The sequence below is a fragment of the Pseudomonas silesiensis genome, assembly GCF_001661075.1.
Taxonomy (GTDB): Bacteria; Pseudomonadota; Gammaproteobacteria; order Pseudomonadales; family Pseudomonadaceae; genus Aquipseudomonas; species Aquipseudomonas silesiensis.
Genome location: NZ_CP014870.1, coordinates 5,891,278 through 5,917,328, shown reverse-complemented (window position 1 = coordinate 5,917,328; position 26,051 = coordinate 5,891,278). Strand labels below are relative to the sequence as shown.

26 protein-coding genes and 4 pseudogenes are annotated in these 26,051 nt (G+C 52.7%); 12 read left to right on the top strand and 18 right to left on the bottom strand.

Annotated features, from left to right (window positions below; genetic code table 11):
- Position 1: 1 nt before the first annotated feature.
- Together PMA3_RS26275 and PMA3_RS26270 are read left to right on the top strand one after the other, a co-directional pair.
- Positions 2-1,186 carry an alpha-hydroxy-acid oxidizing protein gene (locus PMA3_RS26275; protein WP_064679905.1) on the top strand — a complete coding sequence of 395 codons (1,185 nt, stop codon included), beginning with the start codon at positions 2-4 and terminating at the stop codon, positions 1,184-1,186.
- Complete coding sequence (locus PMA3_RS26270; protein WP_064679904.1) at positions 1,183-2,262, top strand: enolase C-terminal domain-like protein; 1,080 nt, start codon at positions 1,183-1,185, stop codon at positions 2,260-2,262. Before PMA3_RS26275 ends, PMA3_RS26270 begins: the two co-directional genes overlap by 4 nt.
- 48 nt (positions 2,263-2,310) lie before the next feature.
- Here the strand turns inward: PMA3_RS26270 and PMA3_RS26265 are convergent, their stop codons facing one another.
- The 3 genes from PMA3_RS26265 to PMA3_RS26255 all read right to left on the bottom strand — a co-directional run bounded on the left by PMA3_RS26265 (position 2,311) and on the right by PMA3_RS26255 (position 6,090).
- Entirely contained in the window at positions 2,311-3,270 is a 960-nt protein-coding gene (locus PMA3_RS26265) for an AraC family transcriptional regulator (RefSeq protein ID WP_064679903.1), read from the bottom strand.
- Positions 3,271-3,338: 68 nt separating this feature from the next.
- On the bottom strand, positions 3,339-4,586 hold the full coding sequence (locus tag PMA3_RS26260; protein WP_064679902.1) for an OprD family porin: 1,248 nt from the start codon (positions 4,584-4,586) through the stop codon (positions 3,339-3,341).
- 163 nt (positions 4,587-4,749) lie between these two features.
- Positions 4,750-6,090, bottom strand: a complete 1,341-nt coding sequence (locus PMA3_RS26255; RefSeq protein ID WP_064679901.1) for an MFS transporter — start codon at positions 6,088-6,090, stop codon at positions 4,750-4,752.
- Positions 6,091-6,226: 136 nt separating this feature from the next.
- Here PMA3_RS26255 and PMA3_RS26250 point away from each other — a divergent pair, with 136 nt between their 5' ends.
- The 3 genes from PMA3_RS26250 (at position 6,227) to PMA3_RS26240 (ending at position 9,673) form a co-directional block, all read left to right on the top strand.
- Entirely contained in the window at positions 6,227-7,123 is an 897-nt protein-coding gene (locus PMA3_RS26250) for a LysR family transcriptional regulator (RefSeq protein WP_420848709.1), read from the top strand.
- Between the two features lie 568 nt (positions 7,124-7,691).
- Positions 7,692-8,648 (top strand): methyl-accepting chemotaxis protein, encoded by a 957-nt coding sequence (locus PMA3_RS26245; RefSeq protein WP_237140668.1) that lies wholly within the window; start codon positions 7,692-7,694, stop codon positions 8,646-8,648.
- An 800-nt stretch (positions 8,649-9,448) separates the two neighbouring features.
- Positions 9,449-9,673 carry a DUF2188 domain-containing protein gene (locus tag PMA3_RS26240; RefSeq protein WP_064679878.1) on the top strand — a complete coding sequence of 75 codons (225 nt, stop codon included), beginning with the start codon at positions 9,449-9,451 and terminating at the stop codon, positions 9,671-9,673.
- Positions 9,674-9,690: 17 nt separating this feature from the next.
- Here the strand turns inward: PMA3_RS26240 and PMA3_RS26235 are convergent, their stop codons facing one another.
- The 4 genes from PMA3_RS26235 to PMA3_RS26220 all read right to left on the bottom strand — a co-directional run bounded on the left by PMA3_RS26235 (position 9,691) and on the right by PMA3_RS26220 (position 11,812).
- On the bottom strand, positions 9,691-10,467 hold the full coding sequence (locus PMA3_RS26235) for an OBAP family protein (RefSeq protein ID WP_064679899.1): 777 nt from the start codon (positions 10,465-10,467) through the stop codon (positions 9,691-9,693).
- 147 nt (positions 10,468-10,614) lie between these two features.
- Positions 10,615-11,010, bottom strand: coding sequence for a low affinity iron permease family protein (locus PMA3_RS26230; protein WP_064680811.1), 396 nt, complete (start codon positions 11,008-11,010; stop codon positions 10,615-10,617).
- A 134-nt stretch (positions 11,011-11,144) separates the two neighbouring features.
- Positions 11,145-11,552 carry a GFA family protein gene (locus tag PMA3_RS26225; RefSeq protein WP_064680810.1) on the bottom strand — a complete coding sequence of 136 codons (408 nt, stop codon included), beginning with the start codon at positions 11,550-11,552 and terminating at the stop codon, positions 11,145-11,147.
- Between the two features lie 8 nt (positions 11,553-11,560).
- Positions 11,561-11,812 (bottom strand): DUF6555 family protein, encoded by a 252-nt coding sequence (locus PMA3_RS26220; RefSeq protein WP_064679898.1) that lies wholly within the window; start codon positions 11,810-11,812, stop codon positions 11,561-11,563.
- Positions 11,813-12,674: 862 nt separating this feature from the next.
- Here PMA3_RS26220 and PMA3_RS26210 point away from each other — a divergent pair.
- Positions 12,675-13,088 carry a response regulator gene (locus PMA3_RS26210; protein WP_064679896.1) on the top strand — a complete coding sequence of 138 codons (414 nt, stop codon included), beginning with the start codon at positions 12,675-12,677 and terminating at the stop codon, positions 13,086-13,088.
- Positions 13,089-13,378: 290 nt separating this feature from the next.
- Here the strand turns inward: PMA3_RS26210 and PMA3_RS26205 are convergent, their stop codons facing one another.
- Both PMA3_RS26205 and PMA3_RS33340 read right to left on the bottom strand, forming a co-directional pair.
- Positions 13,379-14,260, bottom strand: coding sequence for a phage antirepressor N-terminal domain-containing protein (locus PMA3_RS26205; RefSeq protein ID WP_064679895.1), 882 nt, complete (start codon positions 14,258-14,260; stop codon positions 13,379-13,381).
- Between the two features lie 238 nt (positions 14,261-14,498).
- A pseudogene (locus PMA3_RS33340) lies at positions 14,499-15,006 on the bottom strand (IS5/IS1182 family transposase); the annotation flags it as partial.
- A gap of 183 nt (positions 15,007-15,189) precedes the next feature.
- Between PMA3_RS33340 and PMA3_RS26200 the strand changes: the two are divergent.
- On the top strand, positions 15,190-15,813 hold the full coding sequence (locus PMA3_RS26200; RefSeq protein ID WP_064679894.1) for a hypothetical protein: 624 nt from the start codon (positions 15,190-15,192) through the stop codon (positions 15,811-15,813).
- A 200-nt stretch (positions 15,814-16,013) separates the two neighbouring features.
- On the opposite strand, the gene PMA3_RS26195 is transcribed toward PMA3_RS26200, so the two are convergent.
- Positions 16,014-16,274, bottom strand: coding sequence for a hypothetical protein (locus PMA3_RS26195; RefSeq protein ID WP_064679893.1), 261 nt, complete (start codon positions 16,272-16,274; stop codon positions 16,014-16,016).
- Positions 16,275-17,152: 878 nt separating this feature from the next.
- Positions 17,153-17,362 (bottom strand): hypothetical protein, encoded by a 210-nt coding sequence (locus PMA3_RS26190; RefSeq protein WP_064679892.1) that lies wholly within the window; start codon positions 17,360-17,362, stop codon positions 17,153-17,155.
- A 12-nt stretch (positions 17,363-17,374) separates the two neighbouring features.
- On the opposite strand from PMA3_RS26190, the gene PMA3_RS33765 reads away from it, so the two are divergent.
- Positions 17,375-17,797: a DUF1652 domain-containing protein gene (locus PMA3_RS33765; RefSeq protein ID WP_420848548.1), complete on the top strand. Its 423-nt coding sequence runs from the start codon at positions 17,375-17,377 to the stop codon at positions 17,795-17,797.
- Positions 17,798-17,830: 33 nt separating this feature from the next.
- On the opposite strand, the gene PMA3_RS26180 is transcribed toward PMA3_RS33765, so the two are convergent.
- Positions 17,831-18,241, bottom strand: coding sequence for a response regulator (locus PMA3_RS26180; protein WP_064679890.1), 411 nt, complete (start codon positions 18,239-18,241; stop codon positions 17,831-17,833).
- A 1,204-nt stretch (positions 18,242-19,445) separates the two neighbouring features.
- On the opposite strand from PMA3_RS26180, the gene PMA3_RS26175 reads away from it, so the two are divergent.
- Positions 19,446-19,787: a hypothetical protein gene (locus PMA3_RS26175; protein ID WP_237140667.1), complete on the top strand. Its 342-nt coding sequence runs from the start codon at positions 19,446-19,448 to the stop codon at positions 19,785-19,787.
- A 198-nt stretch (positions 19,788-19,985) separates the two neighbouring features.
- On the opposite strand, the gene PMA3_RS26170 is transcribed toward PMA3_RS26175, so the two are convergent.
- Positions 19,986-21,041 carry an AraC family transcriptional regulator gene (locus PMA3_RS26170; protein ID WP_064679888.1) on the bottom strand — a complete coding sequence of 352 codons (1,056 nt, stop codon included), beginning with the start codon at positions 21,039-21,041 and terminating at the stop codon, positions 19,986-19,988.
- Between the two features lie 100 nt (positions 21,042-21,141).
- Between PMA3_RS26170 and PMA3_RS32585 the strand changes: the two genes are divergently transcribed.
- On the top strand, positions 21,142-21,324 hold the full coding sequence (locus PMA3_RS32585; protein WP_152032288.1) for a hypothetical protein: 183 nt from the start codon (positions 21,142-21,144) through the stop codon (positions 21,322-21,324).
- Between the two features lie 630 nt (positions 21,325-21,954).
- Here PMA3_RS32585 and PMA3_RS32735 read toward each other — a convergent pair.
- Entirely contained in the window at positions 21,955-22,125 is a 171-nt protein-coding gene (locus PMA3_RS32735) for a hypothetical protein (RefSeq protein WP_161491159.1), read from the bottom strand.
- 424 nt (positions 22,126-22,549) lie between these two features.
- On the opposite strand from PMA3_RS32735, the gene PMA3_RS26165 reads away from it, so the two are divergent.
- The gene (locus PMA3_RS26165) at positions 22,550-22,891 is read left to right on the top strand and encodes a hypothetical protein (RefSeq protein WP_064679887.1); all 342 of its coding nucleotides are present in this window, start codon (positions 22,550-22,552) and stop codon (positions 22,889-22,891) included.
- A gap of 1,061 nt (positions 22,892-23,952) precedes the next feature.
- Here the strand turns inward: PMA3_RS26165 and PMA3_RS32200 are convergent.
- From PMA3_RS32200 to PMA3_RS26155, 3 genes and pseudogenes are all read right to left on the bottom strand, one after another.
- Positions 23,953-24,082 (bottom strand): annotated as a pseudogene (locus tag PMA3_RS32200) (hydroxymethylglutaryl-CoA lyase); the annotation flags it as partial.
- A 59-nt stretch (positions 24,083-24,141) separates the two neighbouring features.
- Positions 24,142-24,219 (bottom strand): annotated as a pseudogene (locus tag PMA3_RS33760) (DUF7693 family protein); the annotation flags it as partial.
- Positions 24,220-24,393: 174 nt separating this feature from the next.
- Complete coding sequence (locus PMA3_RS26155) at positions 24,394-24,861, bottom strand: 3'-5' exonuclease (RefSeq protein WP_237140666.1); 468 nt, start codon at positions 24,859-24,861, stop codon at positions 24,394-24,396.
- Positions 24,862-25,212: 351 nt separating this feature from the next.
- On the opposite strand from PMA3_RS26155, the gene PMA3_RS26150 reads away from it, so the two are divergent.
- Complete coding sequence (locus PMA3_RS26150) at positions 25,213-25,587, top strand: antitoxin Xre-like helix-turn-helix domain-containing protein (RefSeq protein ID WP_420848547.1); 375 nt, start codon at positions 25,213-25,215, stop codon at positions 25,585-25,587.
- A gap of 329 nt (positions 25,588-25,916) precedes the next feature.
- Here PMA3_RS26150 and PMA3_RS33335 read toward each other — a convergent pair.
- Positions 25,917-26,009: pseudogene (locus PMA3_RS33335) on the bottom strand (endonuclease); the annotation flags it as partial.
- Positions 26,010-26,051 lie beyond the last annotated feature (42 nt).

Below are 26,051 nucleotides of genomic sequence, written 5' to 3'. Positions count from 1 at the left end.
TATGACTCAACAAAATTTGTTCAGTGTCGAGGACTATCGCCGGCTGGCCCAAAAGCGCCTGCCCAAAACGGTGTTCGATTACCTTGAAGGAGGTGCTGAAGATGAGCATGGTCTTGAGCACAACCGTTCCGTTTTCCAGCAGTGGCGGTTCAAACCCCAGCGGTTGGTAGACGTCAGCCGCCGCGACTTGCGGACTGAAATACTTGGAAAGCGTCAGGCTATGCCGTTGCTCATCGGGCCGACTGGCCTGAACGGGGCACTCTGGCCAAATGGAGACCTGGCCTTAGCGAAATCCGCGACCAAAGCCGGCATTCCGTTCGTCCTTTCTACTGCCTCCAACATTTCGATCGAAGATCTCGCACGCCAGTGTGATGGTGAGCTGTGGTTCCAGCTCTATGTGATCCATCGCGAAGTAGCCCAAGGTATGGTTCTCAAGGCATTGCACGCCGGTTACACCACATTGGTTCTGACCACCGACGTCGCCGTCAATGGTTACCGCGAACGGGATCTTCGCAACAGATTCAAAATGCCGATGAGCTACACCCCTAAAGTCATAATCGACGGCTGTCTGCACCCACGTTGGTCATTCGATCTTCTTCGCCACGGAATGCCCCAATTGGCCAATTTCGTCAGCAGTCAGACATCAAGCCTTGAGATGCAAGCCGCATTGATGAGCCGGCAGATGGATTCAAGCTTCGATTGGCGAGCGTTGCGCTGGCTGCGAGATCTGTGGCCTCACAAGCTCTTAGTTAAGGGGCTGTTGAGCGCCGAGGATGCACAGCGTTGCATCGCTGAAGGCGCTGACGGAGTGATTCTTTCCAATCATGGGGGCCGCCAACTCGATTGCGCAGTATCGCCCATGGAGTCATTGGCTGATTCAGTTTCTATGACCGGCAAACCAGTGTTGATCGACAGTGGATTTCGTCGAGGCTCCGATATCGTTAAAGCTCTGGCTTTGGGGGCGGAAGCAGTGTTGCTTGGACGCGCCACGCTGTACGGCTTGGCAGCACGTGGGGAGGTCGGTGTCGACGAGGTATTGGGACTGCTGAAGGCAGATATCGATCGCACCCTAGCGCAGATCGGCTGCCCTTCTATCGCATCGCTCTCTCCGGAATTTCTTCAAAACGATGGAGGTGCTCGACCTCTTTCCATCAAGTCATCTCGCGTCAAAGGATCACACGTATGAGCGACATCCTGATTACAAATCTGCGTACTCGCGCCATCAACGTGGCGCTGTCGTATCCAGTTCACACCGCTGTCGGAACGGTGGGAACAGCTCCGTTAGTTCTGATAGACCTTGCAACTAGCGCTGGAGTAGTCGGACACGCTTATCTGTTTGCCTATACTCCGGTGGCGCTGAAGTCACTCAAGCAATTGTTGGATGACATGGCGCAGTTGATCGTGAATCAACCACTGGCACCCTTAGACCTCGAAACCATGTTGGCCAAACGCTTTTGCCTTGCTGGCTACACGGGGCTGATCCGCATGGCGGCCGCTGGCATCGATATGGCTGCATGGGATGCTTTGGCAAAAGCTCACAAGATGCCTTTGGTGAAAATGCTCGGTGCTACCCCGCGTCCGGTACCTACATACGACAGTCACAGCCTGGATGGCGAGAAGTTGGCAACCCAACGTGCAGTTACCGCAGCGGAAGCTGGTTTTCGCGCGGTGAAGACCAAAATCGGTTATCCAACGCTCACCCAGGATCTTGCAGTGGTTCGTAGTATTCGCAACGCCGTGGGCGACGATTTCGACATCATGGTTGACTATAACCAGAGTCTGGACGTCCCATCCGCGATAAAACGTGGCCGGGCTCTGCAGGAACTGGGCGTTGCTTGGATCGAGGAGCCAACGCTGCAGTACGACTATGTAGGCCATCAGCGCATTCAAAGTGCATTGGATGTGCCTGTTCAGATGGGGGAAAATTGGCTTGGCCCTGAGGATATGTTCAAGGCGCTGAATGCTGGTGCTTGCCGGTTGGCTATGCCGGATGCCATGAAGATTGGCGGTGTCACTGGCTGGCTGCGAGCGAGTGCACTGGCACAGCAATTCGGCTTGCCAATGTCCAGCCACCTCTTCCAGGAAATAAGTGCGCACCTACTAGCAGCATCCCCTACTGCGCATTGGTTGGAGCGTCTGGATCTCGCCGGTAGCGTAATTGAACCGACGCTCGAATTCGTGGATGGTAATGCAGTGATACCTGACTTGCCGGGCGTAGGTATCATCTGGCGGGAGAAAGAAATTGAGCGTTACTTAATTTGAATGCTGACGCCCTGGGCCCGAATTTGTGGCCCGGGGCATTCCTCTCTACTAAGCCTGGGATCTTCGCTTGAGGGTCTGGGAAGGTAGCTCTGCAAACTGCTCCTTGTACTCAGCCGAAAACCTGCCCAAGTGCGTTAGGCCATAATCCATTGCCAGTTCTGTCACGTTACGCACTCGGTAGTCGGGGTCGAGTAATGCTGCCCGGATCCGCTCTAGTTTTCTCCTCACGATGTACCGTCGTGGCGTTACCCCGACCTGCTGATCGAACAATAGGTACAGGCCGCGCAAGCTCATGTTTGCCAAATGGGCTAAAGCCTGAGCGCTTATCTCTTCTTTCAGGTTCATTTCGATGTGGTTCATGACCCGCTGAAGCGAGGGTTTGTGGCTATCTATGCTTTGGAAGTCTAAATTTGTCGCTAAGCAGGTGAGCACTTTGCGAGCGATGATTTGGACATAGTGCCTCTCTACCGGCAACAGATTGTCCTCCATTTCTACCTCACGACAGACAAGGCTTAACAACTGTGCGAACCCTTGAATCTCTTCAAGCTTGTAGACTTGGCTACCGAAACGCAGTCCCTCTCTGGGAGAAGACCAGTGTTGCTCGTTGCAGACTAGATCCAGCAACGCCACCGGAATCTTGAGGATGAATTTCTCGCAATCCTTGGAGTAGGTTAGATCGATTGGGTCGTGGGGATTTATTACCACCAGGTCGCCGGCAAGGAGCATACGTTGCCGGTTCGTTTCCCGTTGCAGGCAGGCACCACGCAGCATGATCTGCAGGTGGTATTTATCTCGAAGGGATGTAGAAGTTACCCTGGTCAAGCTCCCATAGCTGATATGGCAGAGGTCTAGATCGGCGAGTCGACGGTGGCTGAGCATCGCGTGGTTGCCAGGCTGGGATAGGGATATCTCGTGGTGTCCAACATGCATCTTCACATAGGCAGAAACCATGTGGGGATCAGCTTTATCAAAGACCTTGCTACGGTCACTCAACAGTTCGATTCCCATGATCGCATCTCTTTACGCTAAGGCGTCGGCGACTAGCTTCAGCAACGGCTGTGCTGTCGCCGTGCGGGTTACCAGAATTTCCAGGTGTAACTTGTGATCAGGCGGTTCTCATCGAAGTCTGCGCCGTATCGTGTTTTGACTTTGATGTTACGTCCCTCAAACGCCACCCCCTGTAGTGGGCCGCTTTGAATGACATACGACATAGTGAAGTTGGTTTCGCTTTCAACGTTGTCCGCTAAGCCTTGGCCTCGATCAATATCCGTACCGCGCAGGTAGCGCGTCATGAACTTCAACCCAGGCAGCCCCATAGCAACGAAGTCATAGTCGTAGCGCGCCTGCCAGGAGCGCTCTCCGGCCTTGTAAAACGCAATGGTTGACCAGTTCACCAGGAAAGGTTGGGGCGCGTAACCGTTGAGTAGCGGGAAGGCATCGTCGCCACTCATGCGCTGGTAAGCCAGGGTGAAGGTGTGAGCACCCTTGCGCAGTGCAGTCATGACGCCAATTGAGCGGTTATCGAAATCACCCGACAGCTTCGCGCCCTCGTCTTGAGTGTTGTAGTACCGCAAGTCTGACTTGAGGCTGTATCCGTCTCCAATATCCCAGGTATATGCCGCAGCTGCGTAGTGCTGTCGGTAGATATCTTCGAGCTGAGCGAAGTAATAGGTCGTATTGAGCGCAGGCGTAAAGTCATAACGGGCGCCTGCGAAATTCAGACCATCACTACTCTGCGCGGGCGAATCCCCAAAAAGGTAGATATCTTCTTGGTTCGACGATTCACGTGTCGCGATTTTCCAGAAGCGGCCAGCGTTGAGGGTCAGCTTCGACCACTCCTTGGATTCGATGGTAGCGCCTTCATAGGTAGTGACCAGCTGCCGCGAGTCGTCGGTGTAGGCCACCGGCAACGTTGGTCTGTGCTCACCGATCCGGATTTCCGTGTTAGACGCCTTGATCTTGGCCGTCATACCGGCGCGGCCGTAATCATGTGCCTGCTCGCTCTTGCTGTTGTCGTAAGGGAGTACCGTGTCTGGGCCGCGGCCCCCACCACCGTCTAAGCGATAGGCATACTGACCAGATGCGTCCAGTCCGAATTGCACGGGGCCTTCCGAGTAGCCTGATTTGAACTGTAGGTCGAAGCCCTGGCTCCAGCTGCCTACCCGCGATTTGGGCGCGTCGGACTGCTTGAAGTCACGATCTACGTAAAAGTTGCGTAGACCCAGGGAGAGATGACTGTCCTTAAACACATCCGCGTGACCTGAGGTTGAAAATACTGCTGCCAGGCCTGACGCAGCCCAACAGATCCGACGACTATTCTTCATTGAGCCCAATCCGAATTATTATTGTGTATGAGTTTTGGGGCGCAGTTGGCCTAGCCGCAAATGCAGCTACAGTCCGATCTGCTGAAAAAAAAGCGTGGCGCAGCGGCCACGCTAAAGCCCCATTGCAGGCGAGCAACGAACCTGAACGGGTTATGTGAGAGGTTTAAACGCCTTGCTTCAATCGCGTGTCTTCGCTGACTTGGTTTGAGTGTCGCTGTGAGATCAGCAGCACCGCGACTACGGCCACGACACCTGGTAGGCCGAACAGAAGGAAATTTTGCTCGAAGGGAAGGCTAAGGCTGAACAGGTAACCACCCAGCAAAGGGCCAGCGACGGCACCGCAACGACCAACGGCAGCTGCCATGCTTACGCCAGTTGATCGTGCATTTGCGGGGTAGATATCCGCGGCGAGTGTGTGGACTACCGATAGACAACCCACTGTGGCGCCGCCGGCAACCAGTAGAATCAGATACAGCGTGACCGGGCCGGGACGCACGCCCAATAGTGAGATAGACACAGCCGAGAGTGCAAAGAACACCAGCAAGGTCGGCTTGCAGCCCCAGCGGTCGGCAACAAAGCCACTGGCAAGCTGCCCGATGAGCGCTCCGATGTTCATCACCAGCAAAAAGGCAATGCTTGACCCCAGCGGGTATCCGCCGCTATTCATGAGTTTCGGCAGCCAGGTATTTAGGCCGTAGACCATCAACATGCACATTCCGAAAGCGATCCACATCATGACGGTTGAAACAGCACGCGCATCGCTGAAAAGTGAAGCCATAGAAGTACCAGCGGTGTTGGCGACCGTTTCGATTTCGTAGCGAATTTGCTTCGAATGTTTGTGATTGGGATTGATCTCCTGTAGCAGCTTGCCCACCTCTTCGTGACGGTTTCGGTGAACGAGATAGGCAACCGATTCAGGCAACGTCTTGTAGAGCAGCGGCAGAGAAATCAATGAAAGTCCTGCGATGTAGAACGGCGAGTGCCATCCCAACAACGGGATCAGGTACATGCCAGCGAGTGCCGACAACAGACCACCTACTGCAAAGAAGCTGAGCATCAGGTTGATCAGACGATTGCGGTACTGGGTGGGTGCCATCTCCTTAAGAATTGTCACCAGGTTTGGAACCACGCCACCCAAACCAACGCCGGTCAAAAATCGACAAATGCCAAACGTAGTGGCATCAAAAGCGAAAGCGTTAATGAAAGCGGCCACGCTGAACAGCGCGACGCAGAACAATATGATTGGGCGTCTCCCAAATCGATCCGCCGTAGTACCCAGAATGATGGCACCGAACATCATGCCCAGCATGGAGCTTGAGCCGAGCATGCCGGCCTGTGAGGCAGTAAGGTTCCATTCGGTCATCAAATGGGGCAACACCGAGCCGTAGATGACGAGGTCGTATCCATCGAACAGCATGATGAAGGAGCACCAGAACACGAGTAAGAGGTGGAAGCGGTTAAGCTTCGCGGTGTCGAGGATGTCGACAGCGTTGATGCGTTGCATGGCATGTACTCTTGTTGTTGTTTTCTGTGGGGAGCAAAGCGGTGTCTCTCTCTTGCCCCTTCAGATGCCACGTTATGGACAGTTGCTTGATAGATCAAATAGATATATTTTTGAAATCAAAATAAGCCATGTCTATATTATTATGATCGATTTAAATCTCGTAAGAGTCTTTGTCACCATCTACGAAACGGGTAGCGTCAGCGGTGCCGCCGGACGGCTGCATATCACGCAGCCTTCTGTCAGCTATGCGCTCGCACGTCTGCGCGACCAGTGGGGGGATCCTTTATTCAAGCGTACACGTGATGGCATGCAGCCTACGGTACTCGCCTCCCAGCTTTACGGCTCGTTCAGAACTTCGCTAACTGATATCGAGCGTGCGGTTGCTCTCACGCGAAAATTCGACCCCGAACTGTCAACGCGCCGGTTCCGATTGGCGCTGTCCGATTTGGGGGAGGTTTTTTTCTTGCCGCATGTGTTGAGAGGACTGCAGGTGAGGGCGCCGCTGGTTGAGCTTGAGGTCATTCAGGTTGAAATTGATCGTATGGACGAGTGGCTGAGGACAGGGAAGATCGATGCAGCGGTGTGTAACCGCAGCTATTTACCGGTTCAGGCCAAATGCGAGTTGATGTTCGTTGAACGCTATGTCTGCATGCTACGAAGCTCGCATCCCAGGATCGGGGAGTCTCTTTCGATGGAGCAATTCCTGAATGAGCGACATGTCGTGGTCTCTGCCGGAACAGGTCACCATTTCGTTGAAGATCGTTTGCGGGAGGCCAGTGTGGAGCGAACTGTCAGCCTTCGTGTTCCACATTTTAGTGTGTTGCCGGAAATCATTTCTTCAAGTGATCTGTTGGTGACTTTGCCAGAGCGAGTAGCCAAGGTTTATGCCCAAAAGAACGATCTGAAAACCTTGGATCTGCCTTTCACTGTGCCTGAATTTGAAGTCAGCTTGCATTGGCATGAGCACAGTGGCGACAACACCGCTCAGTTGTGGTTTTGCCAGTTTTTAAAAGAGACAATCACGGGTTTGTGAACCGATAGCGTGCTAGTGCAGCTGGCCGCGGTTTATGTCCAGCGCGCCGATCAAAGCTGTTTGTTGGGCGGGTAAACGATCTGTGCCGGTGTTCGCTCGATGTCAGTCTTGAGCAGGCGGAGCACATTAGGCTCTCCGGACGCTTTTCTTGCAGCCAAACGTATGAGGTGGCCCGGCTGCATAGTCTTCTTGGATGGTCGCTGCCCACCTTGGTGATGCCTGATTCTCGATCAAAGCACGATAGGTAATCCAGCCACCCGTAATCTCCAGTGGCTGGAAAAATTGATCGCGGCCGTCCCGATGTTGTCGTGCACACGGGACACACGGCAAAGATCAACATCAAAGTGGACATTCTGTCTTGAAAAAACGGATAAAGGTCTGCACAAATCAGATAGCACCTGCCTTTAACCTCCCGCTAGCATGAATAGCCATTGCGCCTTTTTTCCAGGCCCGGGTGCATTTATCTACGCCGGCTCGCCCCGTCCCGTCCTGACCGTGCAGCGGGTTGTACCTATAAAAATAACGAATCGAGTCCCACACGCCTTACAGGCATGCGGGCCAGGGAATCATGATGCTGAGACTGAAGAAGCGCACTCGCCTGGCGGCTCTGGTGCAAGGCGGCGCGGCACTATCCTGCCTTGCCACAGGTTTTTATCCCGAGCACTTTTATGCCTGTTTAGCTGTCATCCTGCCAGCGCTGGTCGCGGCAGGCTGGCTCTATCACTTCGAAAGGGTGGAGAGGGTTGAGGTACGTGTCGAAGTGCCGGTAGAAACCAAATTGCTGCCAGTAGAGACTCCTGTCGAATCCCACTGTAAGTCTGAGTATGAGCCGCCAACGCTTCATCCACTTCTTCGCAATAATGTGAGCGAGTTGAGCCTGGCAATCGTTGAGACCGAAAAAGACATGCATTTTGCTAACCAATTGGCCCGCGATGCGGGTGGTAAGGTTGATGCCAGTGCGCAAAGCATCCAGACTTCAGCCACTCTCTTCCGCGAGCTCGATCAGTCCATGGAGAAACTGGCTCAAGCGTTCGACGAACTGGGCGGCCAATCCGTGCAAATCAGAGGATTGGTCGGTAGCATCCAGGACATCGCCCGGCAAACCAACCTGCTGGCCCTCAATGCCGCTATCGAAGCCGCTCGTGCGGGCGAGAATGGTCGCGGCTTTGCCGTCGTGGCCGATGAAGTGCGTAACCTTTCCAAGCGTGTCGCCGAGTCCAGTGCACAGATCCATCAGATTGCCCAAACCTTGGAGCGTACCGCCGAAGACGCCCGCGGTGGAATCGATCATCTTAGCGTGTCAGCGCGCAACGGCTTGGTGCAGTCCGATGAGGCCCTGCAGTCAATGCAAAGTCTGCGTGATGCTGCCGTGGCACGAATGGACATTGTCGAGCGCGTCATGTCTCGGCTGGCCGGACAGCGGCTGCTGGCTGATCAGGTGGAGACGTTGCTGACTGGGCCGGTGCACGCCGAGCCCGTGTCTTATCCGGGACGGGAAAGCCGGCGTTCAGCCCGTGTTCAATAAACTGATACCGGCGTCGTCGGAGGTTTTGAGTCTGTTGCCGTTTCAAAGGCTGTGCCGAGGAGTTAATGAGCTCTTCGTTCTTGCTGATCGTTGCCAGCTCACCGCGTACATTGCCTCCAACCTCACCCGAGTCGCGCTGCTCGACCCAAAGCGTGAACTCCATGATCGCGGTTCGTGAGCCAATTGATGCTGGTTCATACTGAAAATGGCCAAGGCAGGGTCTGCTTACGACGTAGTGATTCCTTCATGGAAAGAGAGAGCGTAGTAGTCAATTTATGGCACCACTCTGCGCTACTACTCCTCTGACCAGATCATGCGCATTCCGGTACCCCTCTGGCATTTTCACGTTCACCAAGGGCGAGCAAAACAGCGCAGGGACGGTCTGTAAAAAAATATATTTTGCGAACCCCCCTTGAAATAAAAAAAAGAAAACGGAGTTATTATATTTGATACCAAAAAAAAGCAGGGATCTTCATCCGCACGGTTTTTTTCAGATTTCCAGACGCTTTGGGGCAATCGACTCGATTGCATCGCCGTAGCTTTTGCTTCTGCCTTGCCCGTCTAGAAATCTTTAGGTGATGGATGGGAAGAGCGGAAGGTGGCTTTTCCCACAGGGGGATCGTTTGTTTGCGACGCAGTCGCGGCTAGCTTTTGATTTTAGAGTAACCATGATTACGCCTAAAAAACCGAAGGATTTTTGATTCCTAGGCATGCTAGCGAGGAGTTTTTCAAACTCATTATGAGTGTAGAGGTCAACCGATCACCACATTGCAAATGCGCGCAGCGCGCTGGGAGATCGGATGGACAACTATCACATCACCAAGACCGACAAGCTCTGGGCACTGACAAAGGAAGGCGCGCAAAGGGCGTCGAAGACGGCCTCGACCAAGGCTGAAATCACCGCGCTGGCGGGTGAGTTCCTTCAGGGCAAAACTGCGTCGCTGAAGATTCACAAAGAGGACGGGACTATTCAGGAAGAAAGAACTTTTCCTCGTAGTGCTGACCCACGAAAATCCAAAGGCTAGCCAGTCATCCTGATGATTCAATGCTGATGCGGACGGCCGGTCGGATCTTCGATTTGGATGACCTTTCCACTGCGCCAGGCGTCAGCACCTGGGTCAATAGCTGGTGCAGGGATGTCGGCCCGAGCTTTCTTTTTCTGGGTGCTATCGACGCCAAGTCTTCTGTCCCGATCGGTCACCAGTCGCTGCTCGATCTGGCCATCAGCGGTGAATCCCATCATCAGTTGCGGAACCCCCAGCGGTAGATCTTTGTTGAGATCGGTGTGCCACGTATGCCAGGTCTTGCCATAGGTATGGATGAGCTTTTCCATAAGCGCATGTTCTGCAATGTCCGGAATGCCGGGGGCAACCAATTGGCCGGACTTCACCTCATGAACATGACTGTGCCACAGCGCTTTTTCAGCGTCGGGCAGTTTGGCAAACAGCTGTTCACTGATGATGTATTCCACCCCCATGAGCTTCGCGTCCTTGCGATTGCCATCGTAGATCACGCACTGGATTACTTCTTCATTGAGGATGGAGCAATAGTGGTGAGCCTCCATTTGAACCTCAGGGTGGCCATTGTAGAAATGGAAGCCATCCAGGTAGGCATTGAGTGCATCGATGGGTGGGCGTGACTGGAGTAGGGCGGCACCCGCATTCAGGGTGCGGGTCGTGGGTGTTTTTTCTTCGCCCGGTGCAACGACATTGGACGACGTAGTGTTACCGGCACATGCAGTCAACAGGCCGAGGATCGTCAGCAGCAACGATGGTCTGGATGCGATGAAAAACGTGCGCTGAGGATAATTTTTTTTCATTGCAGATCCTTCTTACAAACAGGTTTCAGGCGTTGATGGCGAGCGACGACCGCGCGGGTTCCGGTACCCACATACGTTGATAGAAAGCGCTTGAGAGCGTGCGTTCAAATTGATGGGGGCAACGGCCTCCCGGGTGATCCAGGCAACCTACTTGGGCATCGGGGCATTGTCCCCGGAATCGTCAAAACTGATCTCACCGGTTTCACCCATAACGCTGTACTGCTTCCGCAGTTTTCTAAGCTCCCTGGTGCCCATCTTGTCCAAGGCCAACGTTGCGTTTTGTGCTTGCTTGGTTGCTCGAATCAGCTCATCGATTTTCAGATGCAAAATGTCGTTGTCTCGGTTCTGGGTATTCTGGATCAGGAAAACCATCAGGAACGTGATGATCGTCGTCGACGTATTGATGATCAGTTGCCACGTATCGTTGAAATGAAAATACGGCCCCGTCACTGCCCACACGACGATGAGACAAATAGCGGTGAGGAACGTCTTTGAACTGCCAGCCCGGTTGGAGAGTGCTTGGCAGAATTTTGAGAATTTCATGATTGCGAGCTCTGGGTGTGGTGCCATGTAGACCACGGTGAGCCTTTGAAATTCTTTCTGACAAAATGCCCTCGTCGTTGGGAAGCTTTTGGTTTTCACATTAGTAAGAGGTGAATTAGAGAAGAAAATTTTCGCTAACGAGACTGGCCCATAGGTTCCTCCCACTTGCCACCATCCGCTACCGGAACGCTCCCCAAATCATAGGGGTTCACGCCTTCCATGCAGCCGATATTGAAGCCAAATTCGTTCGGATTGGTACTGCGTCGGTGATGGGTATAAATGCCGCAGATCCCGCAAAAGAAATGTTCGGCGACCTGCCTTCCGAACTGATATTTGCGTAACACAGCTTGGCCGCGAATCACCTTCAAATCCGTCGCTGGCACCGCAGCAACTATCGCTCCCTTGCGTTTGCAGAACGAGCAATCACAGCGATGTGGTTGAGGCAGACCTGCTGGTAAATGGATCTCGAGAACAACGGCACCGCAGTGACAGCTCGCTCGGTGATGAGGCTGAATGGGGGTCTTACCAATGGCTTTGAGCATGTGGGTGATCATGTTGTCACCTCTGTCCAATCCAAGATTGCCGATTCACGCCATCTCACGTCACTGAGCCCGTACTTTTCAGCTTGAGGCTTGGTGACGACTTTGAGCGGCGGTCGTCCAGGTTTCGGTATAGGTGCCACTCCAGCATCACAACTTGCCCAATGCCACGCATCGGCGTTGCTTCTTATCTTCGTTCTGATGATGAAGGACTTGGACTCCCCGTGAAGCTTGTACTCGATGATGTAAAGATCGGTATTCATGAGGCCCCCTCCCTATGCTCATAGACAAAGGAGTGGCTGTCTCATGGAAAATTCAAAGGATTTTCTGCCGGGGTAACCATCGATTTTCTCCGAGGAGATCAGATCGATTTGGAGGCTGAAAGATTTAGCTCATGAAGATGGTTGCTATGGGGTAGCGGCGCGCAGAAATTGAATGAACGCATTATGCGCGGGTCAACTGTGAAGACCCATTGTGGGAAAGTAAAGTCCATTGCTGCCGTGACAGTCGGCTTACTCGTTGGTACGAACGGCCAATGGATGTAGGCAATGCGTAGCGGGACGATATGAAAGTACAGGTGATCGTCACTCACCTTGTCGCAATCCAGCGCCTAGCAGCCAGTTCACACAGAGTGAGCGAAGCGAGAGCAACGAGAACAGGCACCATGAACAGCAGCGAGTTTATTTGGTTCTTGGTTGGACTCATGGCAACGTGGGTAGCTGTCGTCGTGATGGGAAGGACGGTGTTTGGCATCCATGGGTAGAGCATTTCTTGGTTGGGTGTGTGCGATATCTATCCGACTGTAGTGGTCACACCGGGATTCGCGATGCAGGGAACTTCACCGTTTATGCCCTCAAGCCACCCCGAACCGATAGGTGTCGTGTATGAACCGTATGTGCAGCAGTTCAACGCTCAACCTTGCGCCACCGGGCAATAGCGATTGGAGTAAGTCGCCTAAGAGTGTTTCCAAACCATCCTCCGCAAGCTGCCATTCGTCCTCACACCGCACGTGACGAATTAGGGCATCAAGATGACTCGGGTTCGTAGCCTCAATCAAAAAATAACGCCTACACTGAAAAATCTATCTGCCTGGCATGGAAATGAGCCGAGACGAGGAGCCGGCGCATGAAAAAAACCCAATGGGAAAAACTCTCACCCCTGACAGGATGGGTAATCGTCGTGGAAGACGACCCAACTTTGCGCATGTTAGTCGGGGAGATTTTGACCGAGCTGGGTCTGCGTTCGCTGGAGTTCTCAACTGCCGATGAGGCTTTGAAGTACATGTCGGGATCGAATGGCGGTTGTCCATTGTTGATCGCGGATCATGGCCTACCCGGTCAAATTCAAGGCGCAGACTTTATTGAGATGATGAAGCTTCGATGGCCCTCGACCGGGGCAATTCTTACATCCGGTTGCGACCTGAATTCCTCGGAGATACCCGCTGGAACGACTTACCTTCACAAGCCCTGGTCTATCGATAATCTGATACTGGCCGTAACAACCCTACTTAAACCTGGTAGATCTCTCGCAGGACGATGATCCGCAGGCGTTACCCATGGGCGAGAAAGTCTTTATCGCTTAATTTTTAATGTTGAGCATTTAGGTGGATCGCAGCCACTGCCGTGGGTCTGCCCAAACTGGCTGATCATTGACTGGGGAAACGCTGTTTTGCACGCTATTACGTGAAATCTGAGGACTGGCTCATCATAGCTTTGGCCGTTTATGCCAAAGGCAAAAAAGCCCGATCAATGGCGGGCTTCGAGATCGGCTTGCTCGTTGCGCGTGTTGGAGCTTGCGGTCGTTGCGTCCTTAGGCTACTGAGCATTAAGTCAGGCTGTTTTACGCCGAACGGGATTTTTCTGAAGAGGATCAAAAACCTCCCGCTCACGGCGAAGGGGCCACTCGAATACCCAGCATTTCAATGATATATGCTCCATTGCGCTGTGTTGGGTAGTGTTACTCACATAACGTGGTTGCTTGGATTCTTTCATCGCCTGTCGTAGTTCGCGTGTGAACTTGATCGAAATGTTATGTTTTTTGAACAGTTGTGCGAGGTGGGGAAGCTGCAAGTAAAGAAAAGCCTTCGATGGGGTGCAGTGGTTGTAGCGCACACCCTTGCGATCTAGGAGTGCTAGCGCACTCCAAAACTCGATCAATATGTCAGCGGGTGCCGGTGTCCTAATCCCGATACTGGTTAGGTCGGGGACTGACAATCCTAACTGGTGTGAAACAAGCGCAAGCTGCTCATGGATCGCAGTGCGGATGGCGTTATCGCTGGTACCACTCAATTCTTTGAGCAGTGCAACCCGATGGCATGAGAGGGCTATTAAGTGAGCAGCATTTGGCGTTTCAGAACGAGAAGTACTGCTCTTCGTCCAGTAGTCCCACAATACGTCATCGCATTCTTCTTGGTAACGAACGATCTTTGCGCGAAATTCGGGTTTTACATTGTTCGGGCTGATTGCGTAGAGCCACGCTGGAAGCTTACGAAGGGGGAGGCAGGTCATCCTGTATTGCTGGCCATCACTTCCAGTGGTGGTCATTTCAACCATAGCTGAGCGAAATCTTCCCCCCGATTTTCGGAACTGCGTTTTCCAGTCCAGTCCGATATTTGTGACGATCGGCTCCATAGCTACAAACGGATCAGTACCTTGACCAACCAGAACTACCGTGTCCTCGTAGAACGGGACAGGCATCAGATGCTCCTGCATGGCGGTGCTCCTTTTTTGTGGCTCCATGCCCGAATATCCGTCGAGCTAAAGCCGATGAAAAACGAATCAAAATGCCACCATCATGGCTTCAAATTGTAGCTCAAGATTTGTAAAGGTTGGCTACTGTCCGTTTTCTGTCTGGAGAACCTATCCCACGGCGGCGGCAGGTGTGAATTTGGTCGTCTCAGGTTCTGCATAGCGGCGGCCAGAGTGGCTCAGGAGGTGATCGCGTTGACGTGGTGACATGCAAATGCTCTTTCTTGGAGGCTCGCCATTCGCTGCGCAATGCGTTGCCGGTCGGGCAGCAATTCCTCAGCCTTTTGTATCCAGCGAAAATCGTTGATCGCTAATCTGTCGTTGTTGCGCTCGGTTTGTCCCACACAGGCACACGCGGTTCGATGTCTTTTACCTCCCCCATCCACCAGCATCGGAGCGGTACCGTAAGCGGTATCGCCGATATAGCGCTCCGGCTTGAAGTTGAATTGCTCTCTCCCTGGTCGATCATGGTCTTGGCACACTATCTTGGCCGTTCGATGAACGGGGGGGTTCCACATCCACGATGACGTCGTGTTCGCTATCGATTAGATAATTCGCGGAATAGACGAAGAACGCTGGGCCTCCCGAAGCAGCTGTCCAGCGGGCTTGAGGATCAGTCAGTGATACATGCTTCGGTAGTACTTCGGCCAGGGCCTTCCATCGAGTTCCTCAAAGTAATCGTGCGCAGCGCGGGTGCTAACAGACGGATCGGTACTGCGTAGTGGCGGTGAGGATTCTGAACAAATGTGTCACGTAATCACGGTAGATAACTTCAACAGCTAACATCCCCTCGTGAGGAAATTACCAGCACGGTAAGGCGAGTAGAGCACTAGAGATTGGGGCAGGCGATCCATGACTCATTTCAAACTCAACAAATGTGCGGGAGCCGTGTTATGAACAAGCTTGCAGCGATCTTTCTCCTACTGGTAGCAGGTACTGCCCAATCTGCTGAACGCCTGACCACCGTCCAGATTTCGGGGCTCTTTGTCCCCGGCACCCAAACGCTGGGGAAAGCACAGGGATTTACAGAGTGCGTTGATTTCTTTAACTACTTGTCGTGCACGCGCAGCAAGCCAATGGACATTTTTGGCGCAACGGCCAGTAGCGCGGAAATAACACTGGATGTCACAGATAACTTTTCCAGCGAAGCAGATCCTATGGGAGGCGCCAAGATCGCGGGTGTGGCACTGGAGAAACTTACCTACCGATCCATTCGCTTGGAATTTCAACCGAAAGAGCGCGAGGCACTAGAAAAGGCCTTGCGCGCTGATGGATGGTTCGCAGTAGGCAACGAAAAACGCCTTGAGTTTTATAAGGAGGGCATCCCCGCAACTTTCCGCGTCGGGGGCGCTTACACAACGCTGAGTCCTGTCGATATCAACGAGGTTAGAAAAATGGCTTCCAGACAGGAGGCAAAGTCCACCCATCCAAGCATTACCTCAAATACACCCGATCCGGCGCAGTCAATGCTGCTTGACTCAGAGCCTCGTGGCTCTATGCGCGCGCCTCGATTTTAAATACTGAATCGATATGGGCCGCGTTGGGTCAATTGCTATCTGTGACAACGGGCTGCTACCGATTGCGGCCAGCCATGAATGTGGGGACTCGATCCGTAGCGTTCACATCGTAGATACTGAACGAAAGCGTAAGCGGGGTGAAGTCTTGCGGTGATGTTGGCATTTCGCTCGGAAATAGCCATCAGCATAGAGATGGATTGTCATACGTCGATCTGCAATTCCAAATCACCATTTTCCAAGGGGCGCGTGTGAGCGACCGTGCCGGTTAAGTGCTTTGCTGAAGAAATGAAAATGGTCAGGGAATGTGCCTTGTGTAAGTCATCTGGCACCGGGGATAGCACCTGCACCTGAAATGCCCCCGGCGTGATAGGCGTAATGACGACATTGCATTCAACGCTTTTCGCGATAGGGCCCAGGAGAGTGTCACGCATGTAATTCAAGCGTGCGGTGATAGTCGTCATGGCGATTTCCTTGCAACGTACCGAATGTGGGCCTAGGTTTCTGCCCTTATGCGCTAGACGAAACGCATGACATTTGAGTTCAACACAAAGGGCAGACGGTCTATTGCATGGCAATGGCTGGCGTTCGCGTCTTAGGGTATTCGAATGTGTTGGCCATAAGCTCGCCAATCAACGACCCATCCGTGCCATTGCCGTGAGTCTCATTCGCTGAACAGAATCGTCAGGGATACGAAGGGATGCATAGATGTTGATCCGCGAAAAAGCTCGCTTGAGGCGCGAGCTTTAGGGTTTCAAAAAATTGCTCACCGTGCCTGTCGAAAATTAATCTGATGGCGGTTCGTCATGCACATCTTTCGACTTGCCAAGTATGTAGCACGGATGAAGCTGCCCATTTGGGTGAGTAGTCACCACTACGCTGAGGAGCTTCCACCCCTCGTGAATTTTAAGGTTCGCATCATTGGTAGATAGAGCTTCCATGACCTGGTACGCCTCTGAAATATGCATGTGACTATCTCTCTACTTTTTAGATTCAACGATTAGGCATGCGCCGGCCAGGTGGGTTCCACCAGATCTTGAACAGCTTGTCCTCAGTCGCTCGTTGCGGCTGCTCAGCTTGCTTTACTTTCCTCCATTTCCGGACTGTGGGACACATTAAGGGGGGTGGAAGAAAGGATCCTTCTACTACGCCAGATGGCTGTACAAGCGACGGCTCTGGGCGCTGCCGGGGACGCCTGCGAATGCGTCCGACTGAATTGGTGCTTGATCCCAAACTCTTCGGCCACGATGACGATAGATAACCTCGGCAACTCGTCTCAAAACTCATGAGTTCCTTGGCGCTGTATAGCCTGAACGACGCCGCTAATAGCATTTTGGCGAGGTCATTCAGGGGCCATCAGCACTGCAAGACTCAAATTGATGAACTCCTCATTTTTGCTAATCGTATCCAGAGCGCCGCGTACATTGCCGGCAACTTCAGCGGAGCCACGCTGCTCAACCCACAGCGTCAATTCCAAAATGGCAGCCTCAAGAGCCAATTGGTTTTGATTGATTTTAAACAGCAGGGAAGGGAGCAAATCTGAATTTGGCATCGTGGTTTCTCCATGAAAAATGCAAGCCTAGCAGTATTAGAAATGATGGGTCAGCCGCGTAGGCACAAGGTCTGTGGAGGAGAAACTATTGGTCGTGAATTTACTCCGTCGCGCTCCTTGACTACTGGGTTCTTAGACAAGACTGAGTTCAAATTTCCCATTCGATGGAACCATATGATTTCCGCTCTTGAGCTTCGACATATCATTGAGAGCGGTTTATTACCTCGCTCCTGCACCTGCAGCGTGAACCCCAAAGGGGCGCTTGTGATCAAGATGATTGAGCCTTCCTCGGGCCGTGTCGAACTGTTTGTCCCCGGGGTTTTGGCATCGGAGCTCACATCCAGTCGGGTGATCTCTAATTTGATCAGCGAACTCAGAATTGAAATGGCGGCTCGTCAAAACGCTCTGTGCATGAGCGCGACGGTGAATGGTTGAGTTGCAGCATCAGAACCCGCAGGCTACGTCGATTCAAATTTTCCGGATGGGATGATCAGGCTGCAGGAGGGACGCCACAGCGATGACCAGGTCGTCCAGTGACCAGGGCTTGTGTAGATAGATGGTTGATGGAGGTACTGTTGTGGGATCTATCAGATACCCTGACGTCAGAATTGCACCGATGTACGGCCATCGACCCCTTACCATCTCGATGAATTCGATACCTTGGATTTGCCCCGGAACACTTTGGTCTGCTATCACCAGCCGGCACTGATCATGCCCTTCCAGCAGATAGGTTAACGCGTCATCAGCAGAGTCGAACGCTACTGCTTTTGCGCCTATCTCCACCACGATATCCACCATCAGCGAACGCAACGTCGGGTCGTCTTCGATGACGATAATCTCTCCTTGAATCGGCAATATCCCTTCCCAGTTGACGTTCACTCATCGATTCCTTAGCCGGGCCCAACGTGCCGACATTTGTAAAGTAAGACTCTGAGTCTATGCCCAATTTCGAGATGCCCGACCCTGAAAACAATTCGTTTTGATGTCTCAAGTCAACGGTTGGCTGGTTACGGTTGAGGAGAGGGTGCGTCGTTGCTGTTGCCCAGCATGCCACCCCAGATGACTGATTCTGAGATGACCGTGACCGCCTGTCATTAGAGTTGAGAATCGTTCTACGGATTTATGTCTGGTTAGATACCAGCCATCCCATACTGGAATCATCATGACTACCAGCGATCCACTTCCATCAGCGGATGGCCAATCCTCCACGTCGTCCAGGGGTTCGATTGCGTACCAGTGCAGAAAGGAGCGTGAATTAGCCCACGCCTATGCTCTGGAGGTTTCTGCAATGCGTGAAGATCTAACTGTTCAGCGGAAGCTTTGCTCGACACGCATGAGGGCTTTTAGACTGATGCTTGCGGAATTGGACGTCACCACCCGCAACGATCAGACAAGCTTACCTGGATGGCCGCCCGAATGATGGAGCGTAAAACTCGCCCATGCAGCGCCGAGGTTTCCGAAAGAAAAGGTGGCAACGGCAGGGACATCAGGGAAAGCGCGCATATGCGATGAGCGGAACTAGCAAGGATAATTTAGAAAGTTGTTCTGCCTATGCGATAGCGCGCTCATGTACCTTCGAGGGCTATTGCGCTAGCTCTAGCTATTCATCGGATTCGCAGAAACGTTCCTTGCTCTAGCGGCCCGTAGCCGCTAATAGTTAGTAGTTAGAGTGGCTCGACGGTGAACTCGAAGAGGATGTGAGATGGCTTTCAGATTCGGTGTTGTTCCTGCGTTACCCACGGATACGGAATCCATGCGCAACGGATCGCGCTCTTACTGTAAAAACGCGACCGTAGGTTTTAACCTCTACGACAACGAGAAAAAGCTGCGGTTGCAGACCACCTATCAGACCCGGGCAGAGGCCGAATATGAGTGCCAGCGGCACAACAGGGTAAGGCTTCAAATCGTCCATTCAGAACGGGAGACGCAACTCGGTCGATTGGCGCCCAATCTGATAAATTCTGCGAGCGGGCGAAATTCTGTGTGAGACTTCGATCCCGTGGGTGGGAGCTACCGATCTCTGGCGCACTCACTGAAGCAAACTAAAATTTTGATTTCATCAACCGGCAAATGACATAACCTATTGCCTCTGATTTATTGGCACTGGAGTAATAAATTGCTAAATCGCCCAGATAAAGATTCGCTTCGTGCGATGCTGGAATCTCAAGTAAATGAAAAGCTGCAGCACGATCCTGATGCGTTAACGACGTATGCCGCTCAACGCGAACCTGAGCGTAAGCGATACATCTCGAAGCCCACGGTTCAAGACAAGGCCTTCATCAAAGAACTAGAACAGATGCGTGCTGATGCTGAAGCCGGGGTGTTTCATAGTCCCGTTCCCGAACAGACGAACGTTGACGCTGGGACGGGGCTCGATGATTATCCTGGTTTAAAAGAAGCAAGTACCTCATCAAATTCCTGGTGATCGTTGTCACGATTAAGCTGAGATTGGTAGACACGGTCTGAGGCATGTACTCGATTGGATATGCGCGCAGACGCAGCGCCTACACGCATGTGTACGAAATCCAGATGTGAATAATACAAAGAGTGGCCTGGGATTGACTTCGCCTGGCGTAAACCAAGATGAGCACCGAGGCGCTCACCTCACGGCATAACACCTCCCTTAATGGGCTATAAGAATCTTGTTTTCCTTGGCCTCGAGCGATGCTTGACAGGCTCGATACTGACCGGGCGTCATGCCGAACCAGCGCAGGCAAGCCTTGTGAAAACTGCTGTGGTCGTGAAAGCCCAACAGGTAAGTCACTTGCTGCATTGTGAAATGTGAATGACGCAGATAAAAGTCGGCCAATTGCTGACGTACATAGTTCAGAACATCCTTAAACTGCGTGCCTGCCTTCTCCAACGTCCGTTGCAATGTTCGTTTGCTTAGGTGCAAGGCCGCCGCAATCGATTCCATATCACATCGGCCCCGCCGTTGCGGCTGACTCAAGCGTTCGGTGATCAGCGCACGAATCCTGCAGACCATGGTGGAGTCAGTCAACAGTTCAAGCTGAGCGTTGGCGTAGCTTTCATGAATCTGGGCCAACGCCTCGTTGGCCATCCGCAATGGTCGCAGCAACTCCTCGCTATCAAACAGGATGCTGTCATGAGACGCCCCGAAACGCAGCTCGCAGCCAAACAACCGTAGATGCTCGTGGATGTCTTCCGGTTGGGGATAGCTAAATTCCACACTCAGCGGTTGCGGCGAGTTGCTACCGCTCAGCCAGCGACAAAAACTCAGCAGCGTTGCGAGGCTGGCATCGGTGTATTGCCGGGGCTTGATCGAACCGCTCTGATGATGATCGAGCGCAGTGAGGCGGTAGTGTTGCTGTTCCTGGACAATGAAGAGGGTGAAACCAGTGCCGATCAACGGGCTAAAATGCACTAGACGTTCGAGCGCCTTCCGCAAGTTCGCGCTGGACATCATGGTATAGCCGATGATCTGAAAAGCGCCCGGATGGAAGGTCTCATAGGCCTTCAGGCCAATGTTTGGATCGCTGGAAGCCTGAGCCGCCATATCCCACAGGCGGTAAATAGTGCTTCGCTCAACGAATGATCCCGGTAAAGCTTCGCGCGCTATATCAAGCCCAGCCTCGTGGCAAAGATGATCGACATCCAGTTCCTGCGCCGCAAGCGTATTCAGTGCCACGCTGGCATAACCTGTACTCAATTTATACATGGCTAGCCCTCTCCCTATTCAATCAACCGCCCATAATTGCCCAAGCGAGATTGACAGCCGTGTGTTATCGGAAATGTTGGGTGCGCCGGGGAGGGTGGTATTGCGTCATGAGCGATCGCAGGTGCTCGATGGCGTGATCATATTTAAGGTCGGCATGCCGTCGCTTTTCCTGGTACTGGCTGAAAGCGCTCGTATCCAGGTAGGGCCGATCAAGAATATCAAGCGCGGCGCAGCTCAAGCTTTGCGCTTCGCTGAAAAGCTGGCTGTTACGCTCAAGAGCTAGGTTGAGACAGGCTATGGGTTGATGAGACTTCCGCGTGTCGTTCATTACAGAACCCTTTTGATTAATCTGTTTTTATTTTTTTTTGGCTCTACCTGCTATGTCGCGTTGGCAGGCCGGCTCGGGTCAGAAACGTCACCACACCGCTAGAATATTTCGCGGCAATGCTTGCCAGCAAACCTTCCTATGGCGATGTCGTTGGGCAAATCGGCTCTCGCGACGAGCTGATCACTGAAATAGAGCTCAGGCCCTTAGGCAGTATTGCTCTGTTGGAAGTCATAGGGTCAGTGCCCCCTTTCTTCTACCAGCAATCGTAGCTGAAATTGCGCTGCTGGCAGGTCGCGAAGGAGACATCGAATGTCAAAAACGCACCATGTGGTGATCGCCCTGACGATGATGACCTGCCTATGTGAATTATTTGTGTAACGGAGTATCGGGCAGGCGGTGCTGCTGTAGGAAAAAAATACGCCGTACGGGATCGACTTGGACGAGGCCGATCTTCCGCTGAGTGCTGGATCTCAAATATTGAGCCGTCAAACTTAATGGCGCTCCGATCTGTTCTGCTGAGCCTCTACCTCTGCGCTTAGAAGTTGAGCCCGGGTATTTTCGTGCTTTTGGACAAGGGAGAGATACTCATCGACGTCTTCCTGCGTCCGATGCTCCTGCCCCAAGAGCGACTCGCTCAAAAAATCGCATGGATTCCTCGAGCGTCAGGCCAGCAAAGACTTCGTTGCCCTGATGGTCTTCGCTGAGGGCTCGTATTTTCCTGAGGTACGCGCGCTGCATGTCCGTGAGCAGAAGCATTTGGATCTCCTGTCAATTGCCACTGCGGAGCTGTGCCGCAATGCGCAGAGCTGCTCATCCGATCATTTTGAGGGCCTTTTGTATGGGGTCGGCCGCGCTTGAAAGTTCCACCGGGATTTCATCGGTGAAGAGGCGCGTATCCGTACGGGACTTGCAACGGCGAATGGCTTGTTTCTGGCTGCCTCTGTCGGGCATCCGCGCACAATCGTAGTCAACTATTGGGAACGATGCTGAGCGCTGGGAGGTAATGCGACATGGCTCACCGCCCTCCGGTTGGCACTTGTGTGGAGGGTTTGAAGGCGTGCACGAATCGCCAAATCAAAGGTCGCGCCATGACGCCGCCCGATTGCTGCACCAACCTTCTCCAGACGCTATTCTACAAACCGGTACTTCAAAGCCTTTAATCAATAGAGCAGACGCACGGATGGATATGGCGACGTCGGATAAGAAAATGGCAGAGGGCCGTGTCGGTGCGGCGCATGCTGGTCAGTTCGACAGCTTAGTGACGCTTTGCAAGGAACACCCTGGATATGGATTACTGGCTTGTAGCATCGCGGAACGTTTTGATCCACGCGCGATTACAGATAGCGAACAGGCCATCCACTTGATCACGATACTATGCAGACGTTTTGCAGAGAATGAGAGCGAGGCGCTAGCGGCAATCCTCCACCAATTGTCGAAATTTCGAGGAATGGGCGCGCTATCTGAGCTCGATACCGCTGCGCTCATATCAAATGCCTACGCTCTCGGAGGTGTGAAGTCGTGAACGCCTGAGATGGGGCGAAGGCGCTTGACAAAACAGCAGTGGCGGCGGAGAAATTTCGGAGCCTTCTGGTGCCTTCGAACGAAGTGGGCGTCGACAATACCTCTCGAGCTGTCCGGAATTAGTTGACCATTACATTCGGGGTAGTTAGTCGGGGGAGCGCAGAATCAGGACGAAAAAAGCCCGCACGGGGCGGGCTGCTTTTTCACACTGGGCGCTGATCCTTCAGCTGAATTTAGCGTAGATGGCGCCTTCCGGAATGCAAACCGGAAATAAAAAGCCCGGCCCGGTGGCCCGGCTCTTGATGCACGTAGCCGAATCCGTTTGACTGGCTTCATTGTGCTTGGGGGATGTGACGAAGGTGCGACAGGGGTATGTGCTACCGCTTTCGCGAGCAGGCTCGCTCCCACAGGGATAGGGGGTGGAATACAGGGTTAGTCGGTGGAAAACACAAATGCCAGACAGCACAAAGGGGAGCCGAGGCTCCCCTTTAATTTGTCGTTGCGCGTGCTCTTTTTTATTTTTGAGGGTCGGTCTGTTTTTGTTTTTGGAAACCGTTTCCCTTTACCACTGTTTTTGTCGATCCCCATCCGGGATCAAGAGCAAACGTATTTTTTTGAGCGCTGATCTGCTTTTTCGCTAAGCGATCCAACCAGTTCGGGAGCTACCTGAGGGTAGTTTTATTATTCTCTGCCCGGCTGTGGGTTACTCCGAAAAGCACCCTGTAAAGCACATCTTCTCCAAAAAAATCTGTTCGCTGCGTCTCTGCCGTGTTGTTTTTGTTATGTCAGAGTCGTTACGTCTTGTTTTTATTAGGTTTGCCGCTTTATTTGTTCTTGTTATGCAATAGAGAAAGCAGGCTCCGTGCCAACTTTTTAAAATCCTTTAAAATTCTTTAAAATCCTTTAAAATCCTTTAAAATCAATGAATCAATGAATTGATGAATTGATGAATTGATGAATTGATGAATTGTAGGGTTTTCCAGTCGGCCAAAGCCTGACAACTTGTTTCCGTGTTACACGCTTTTGCCCACGTTTTCGGCAACGCGGTAACACCCGCAGGCCTCACTGTGCGCTGCTAGCCTTCGCCACGCGCGAACGGGTCGGACGCCCCAGTACCGTACAAATCTGCTGACCCGCCACAATCAATGCGTCCAGGTTGATGCGTCTCGATACGCAGGCCGTCGAGCAGATACCATCAGGTGACCTGGAGTATTTGTAGTAGTCCAGGGTGTCACAGTCGTTGAAGAGTGTGAGCTGCCAGCCATCAATCTCCACAGGCATGAGGCCGTGATAGATCTCATTCCATGATTGGATGGAGCTTCGAATCATGATGCGTTTGCCGAGCGCGACGTCCATCAGTACCAGGCAGACCTCGTGGGCGGTGAGAGGGGAGGTTGTGTTCAATTCATTTCGGTTTCGAGTCATCGCTTGCCCATAGCTATGCTGCGGGGTGACGTAAATGGAGGGATCGCTAATTCGGGCCAATGGCCCCGGCTCACCTAATCAACCGAGCATCTCCTTGATGATGGATGCAACGTTCCTGGCATCGTCTATCCCTCGGTGATAAGTACCTTGCCAAACTATATCCATCGACTCTACTGTTTGCTTAAGTGATTTCGGTCGATTGTCATACAAGCCTGCATGCCATTTCCTGGCATTGAAATGTGGCAAGCCATCGAGGAGGGAAGGGCACCCAGCTAAGCCAGCATCACGCTCAAGCTGTCTTGCATCATAGTCACCCCATGACATCCAGGCTGCATTTGGATAACGCGTAGCGAACGGTCGTAGCTCTTCGCCAACCTCTCGATAAGTGCGGGCACCGTCCACGTTTGCTTGTTGAATGGACGTAAGCTTCGTGCAGAAATCGGAAAGTGTAGGATTGATCTGAGGCCGAACGAAGCGCTGGAATTCATCGATGATCTCAAGCGTTTCCAAATCGATCACCACCAAGCCAATTTCGATCGTTTCCATCTGATCAGGGGTGACTGCTAGCAACCTTAGCGGTTCCGAATCCTACAGCTCATCACAGGTGCCTCCAGGTCTACACAATAGAGGTAGCGGTATGGAGCGAGGAGGTTTTGGATAGATTGGAGATGATGAAAGTTTGCTTCAATGCTCATGGCAGGGGAAACCTTACTTGGAGTCTGTTCAGGTTACACCGAGCCATCCACGCGATGCAGCATTGGTGCGGAGGGGAAAAACTGTAGAGCAGTAAGCTACGCATCACTCCATGGCTGCCGATGGAGAGGGCAATGTTGAAGTCGCTGGTTCGGGCCAGCTGGCCCGGCTTAGTTGTAGGTTTTTCAGAAGGAGGTGAAAGTGATGCCATCGATCAAGGAATACCAACCAGGGCCCCAGACCCCACCGAGTATTTGGATGACCATTGGGCTGCCTTCACGTGGCATCAGGCTTCATGACCTAGTTCGCGAAGGCCTACCTTTCGAATTCCTCGGGCGGATAGCGAGCGTTCTCCAAATGCAGCGAGCGGATATCTTCGAGGCTATTTGTGTGCCGCCCACAACGTTGACGCGTAGGGCGAAAGCAGGGCGTTTTAACACCGTAGAACGCGACCACCTCGTCGCATTGATAGCTGTGTTTGAACAGGCCCTTTTCCTGTTTGAAAACGACGTTGCCGCTGCAACGGAATTGATGAGCACGCACGTTCGTGGGCTTGGTCGAAGCGTCCCCTGGATATGATGAGGACGAGGGTGGAAACGAAGGCCGTGTTTGATTTGATTGCCGGATTGGGGCAGGGCGTTATTGCGTGAGATTCAATAGGCTGTAGTGGTCAGCCGATCTGGAACGCGACGTTAAGTTTTTTAGGGACAAGGGTTAGAGCTAGCGCTGTCCTTGATCTAATTCACCGACTGGAGAGGGTAGTCCTGACTTAGCTTCATCGCACACTTCACTCCGGGAAGGCAGTTTAGGTGATTGTTGCTATCGCTCCTTCGAGCCCGTGAAGCCCGGCTAAGCATGGCACTGTAATGAGCCGGACACTCCGTAGATTCCTCAATACACGCCTGCAATTACTTGCAGTTGCCTGCTTTACTATACCCCGCCGCTTGGGCCAGAGATTCAGAATCAAAAGTTATTTGGATTTTCGTCGACACCTGACCATAGGCAAAACGAAACCCGACCTCGGTAAGGTTTCGTTCCTTCAT

What these genes read in the sequence shown, in the direction of transcription:
- PMA3_RS26275 (WP_064679905.1), top strand. Translation starts at nt 2, where the DNA reads ATGACTCAACAAAATTTGTTCAGTGTCGAGGACTATCGCCGGCTGGCC.
- PMA3_RS26270 (WP_064679904.1), top strand. Translation starts at nt 1,183, where the DNA reads ATGAGCGACATCCTGATTACAAATCTGCGTACTCGCGCCATCAACGTG.
- PMA3_RS26265 (WP_064679903.1), bottom strand. Translation starts at nt 3,270, where the DNA reads ATGGGAATCGAACTGTTGAGTGACCGTAGCAAGGTCTTTGATAAAGCT.
- PMA3_RS26260 (WP_064679902.1), bottom strand. Translation starts at nt 4,586, where the DNA reads ATGAAGAATAGTCGTCGGATCTGTTGGGCTGCGTCAGGCCTGGCAGCA.
- PMA3_RS26255 (WP_064679901.1), bottom strand. Translation starts at nt 6,090, where the DNA reads ATGCAACGCATCAACGCTGTCGACATCCTCGACACCGCGAAGCTTAAC.
- PMA3_RS26245 (WP_237140668.1), top strand. Translation starts at nt 7,692, where the DNA reads ATGATGCTGAGACTGAAGAAGCGCACTCGCCTGGCGGCTCTGGTGCAA.
- PMA3_RS26240 (WP_064679878.1), top strand. Translation starts at nt 9,449, where the DNA reads ATGGACAACTATCACATCACCAAGACCGACAAGCTCTGGGCACTGACA.
- PMA3_RS26235 (WP_064679899.1), bottom strand. Translation starts at nt 10,467, where the DNA reads ATGAAAAAAAATTATCCTCAGCGCACGTTTTTCATCGCATCCAGACCA.
- PMA3_RS26230 (WP_064680811.1), bottom strand. Translation starts at nt 11,010, where the DNA reads ATGAAATTCTCAAAATTCTGCCAAGCACTCTCCAACCGGGCTGGCAGT.
- PMA3_RS26225 (WP_064680810.1), bottom strand. Translation starts at nt 11,552, where the DNA reads ATGCTCAAAGCCATTGGTAAGACCCCCATTCAGCCTCATCACCGAGCG.
- PMA3_RS26220 (WP_064679898.1), bottom strand. Translation starts at nt 11,812, where the DNA reads ATGAATACCGATCTTTACATCATCGAGTACAAGCTTCACGGGGAGTCC.
- PMA3_RS26210 (WP_064679896.1), top strand. Translation starts at nt 12,675, where the DNA reads ATGAAAAAAACCCAATGGGAAAAACTCTCACCCCTGACAGGATGGGTA.
- PMA3_RS26205 (WP_064679895.1), bottom strand. Translation starts at nt 14,260, where the DNA reads ATGCAGGAGCATCTGATGCCTGTCCCGTTCTACGAGGACACGGTAGTT.
- PMA3_RS26200 (WP_064679894.1), top strand. Translation starts at nt 15,190, where the DNA reads ATGAACAAGCTTGCAGCGATCTTTCTCCTACTGGTAGCAGGTACTGCC.
- PMA3_RS26195 (WP_064679893.1), bottom strand. Translation starts at nt 16,274, where the DNA reads ATGACGACTATCACCGCACGCTTGAATTACATGCGTGACACTCTCCTG.
- PMA3_RS26190 (WP_064679892.1), bottom strand. Translation starts at nt 17,362, where the DNA reads ATGCCAAATTCAGATTTGCTCCCTTCCCTGCTGTTTAAAATCAATCAA.
- PMA3_RS33765 (WP_420848548.1), top strand. Translation starts at nt 17,375, where the DNA reads ATGAAAAATGCAAGCCTAGCAGTATTAGAAATGATGGGTCAGCCGCGT.
- PMA3_RS26170 (WP_064679888.1), bottom strand. Translation starts at nt 21,041, where the DNA reads ATGTATAAATTGAGTACAGGTTATGCCAGCGTGGCACTGAATACGCTT.
- PMA3_RS32735 (WP_161491159.1), bottom strand. Translation starts at nt 22,125, where the DNA reads ATGCTTCTGCTCACGGACATGCAGCGCGCGTACCTCAGGAAAATACGA.
- PMA3_RS26165 (WP_064679887.1), top strand. Translation starts at nt 22,550, where the DNA reads ATGGATATGGCGACGTCGGATAAGAAAATGGCAGAGGGCCGTGTCGGT.
- PMA3_RS26155 (WP_237140666.1), bottom strand. Translation starts at nt 24,861, where the DNA reads ATGGAAACGATCGAAATTGGCTTGGTGGTGATCGATTTGGAAACGCTT.
- PMA3_RS26150 (WP_420848547.1), top strand. Translation starts at nt 25,213, where the DNA reads ATGCCATCGATCAAGGAATACCAACCAGGGCCCCAGACCCCACCGAGT.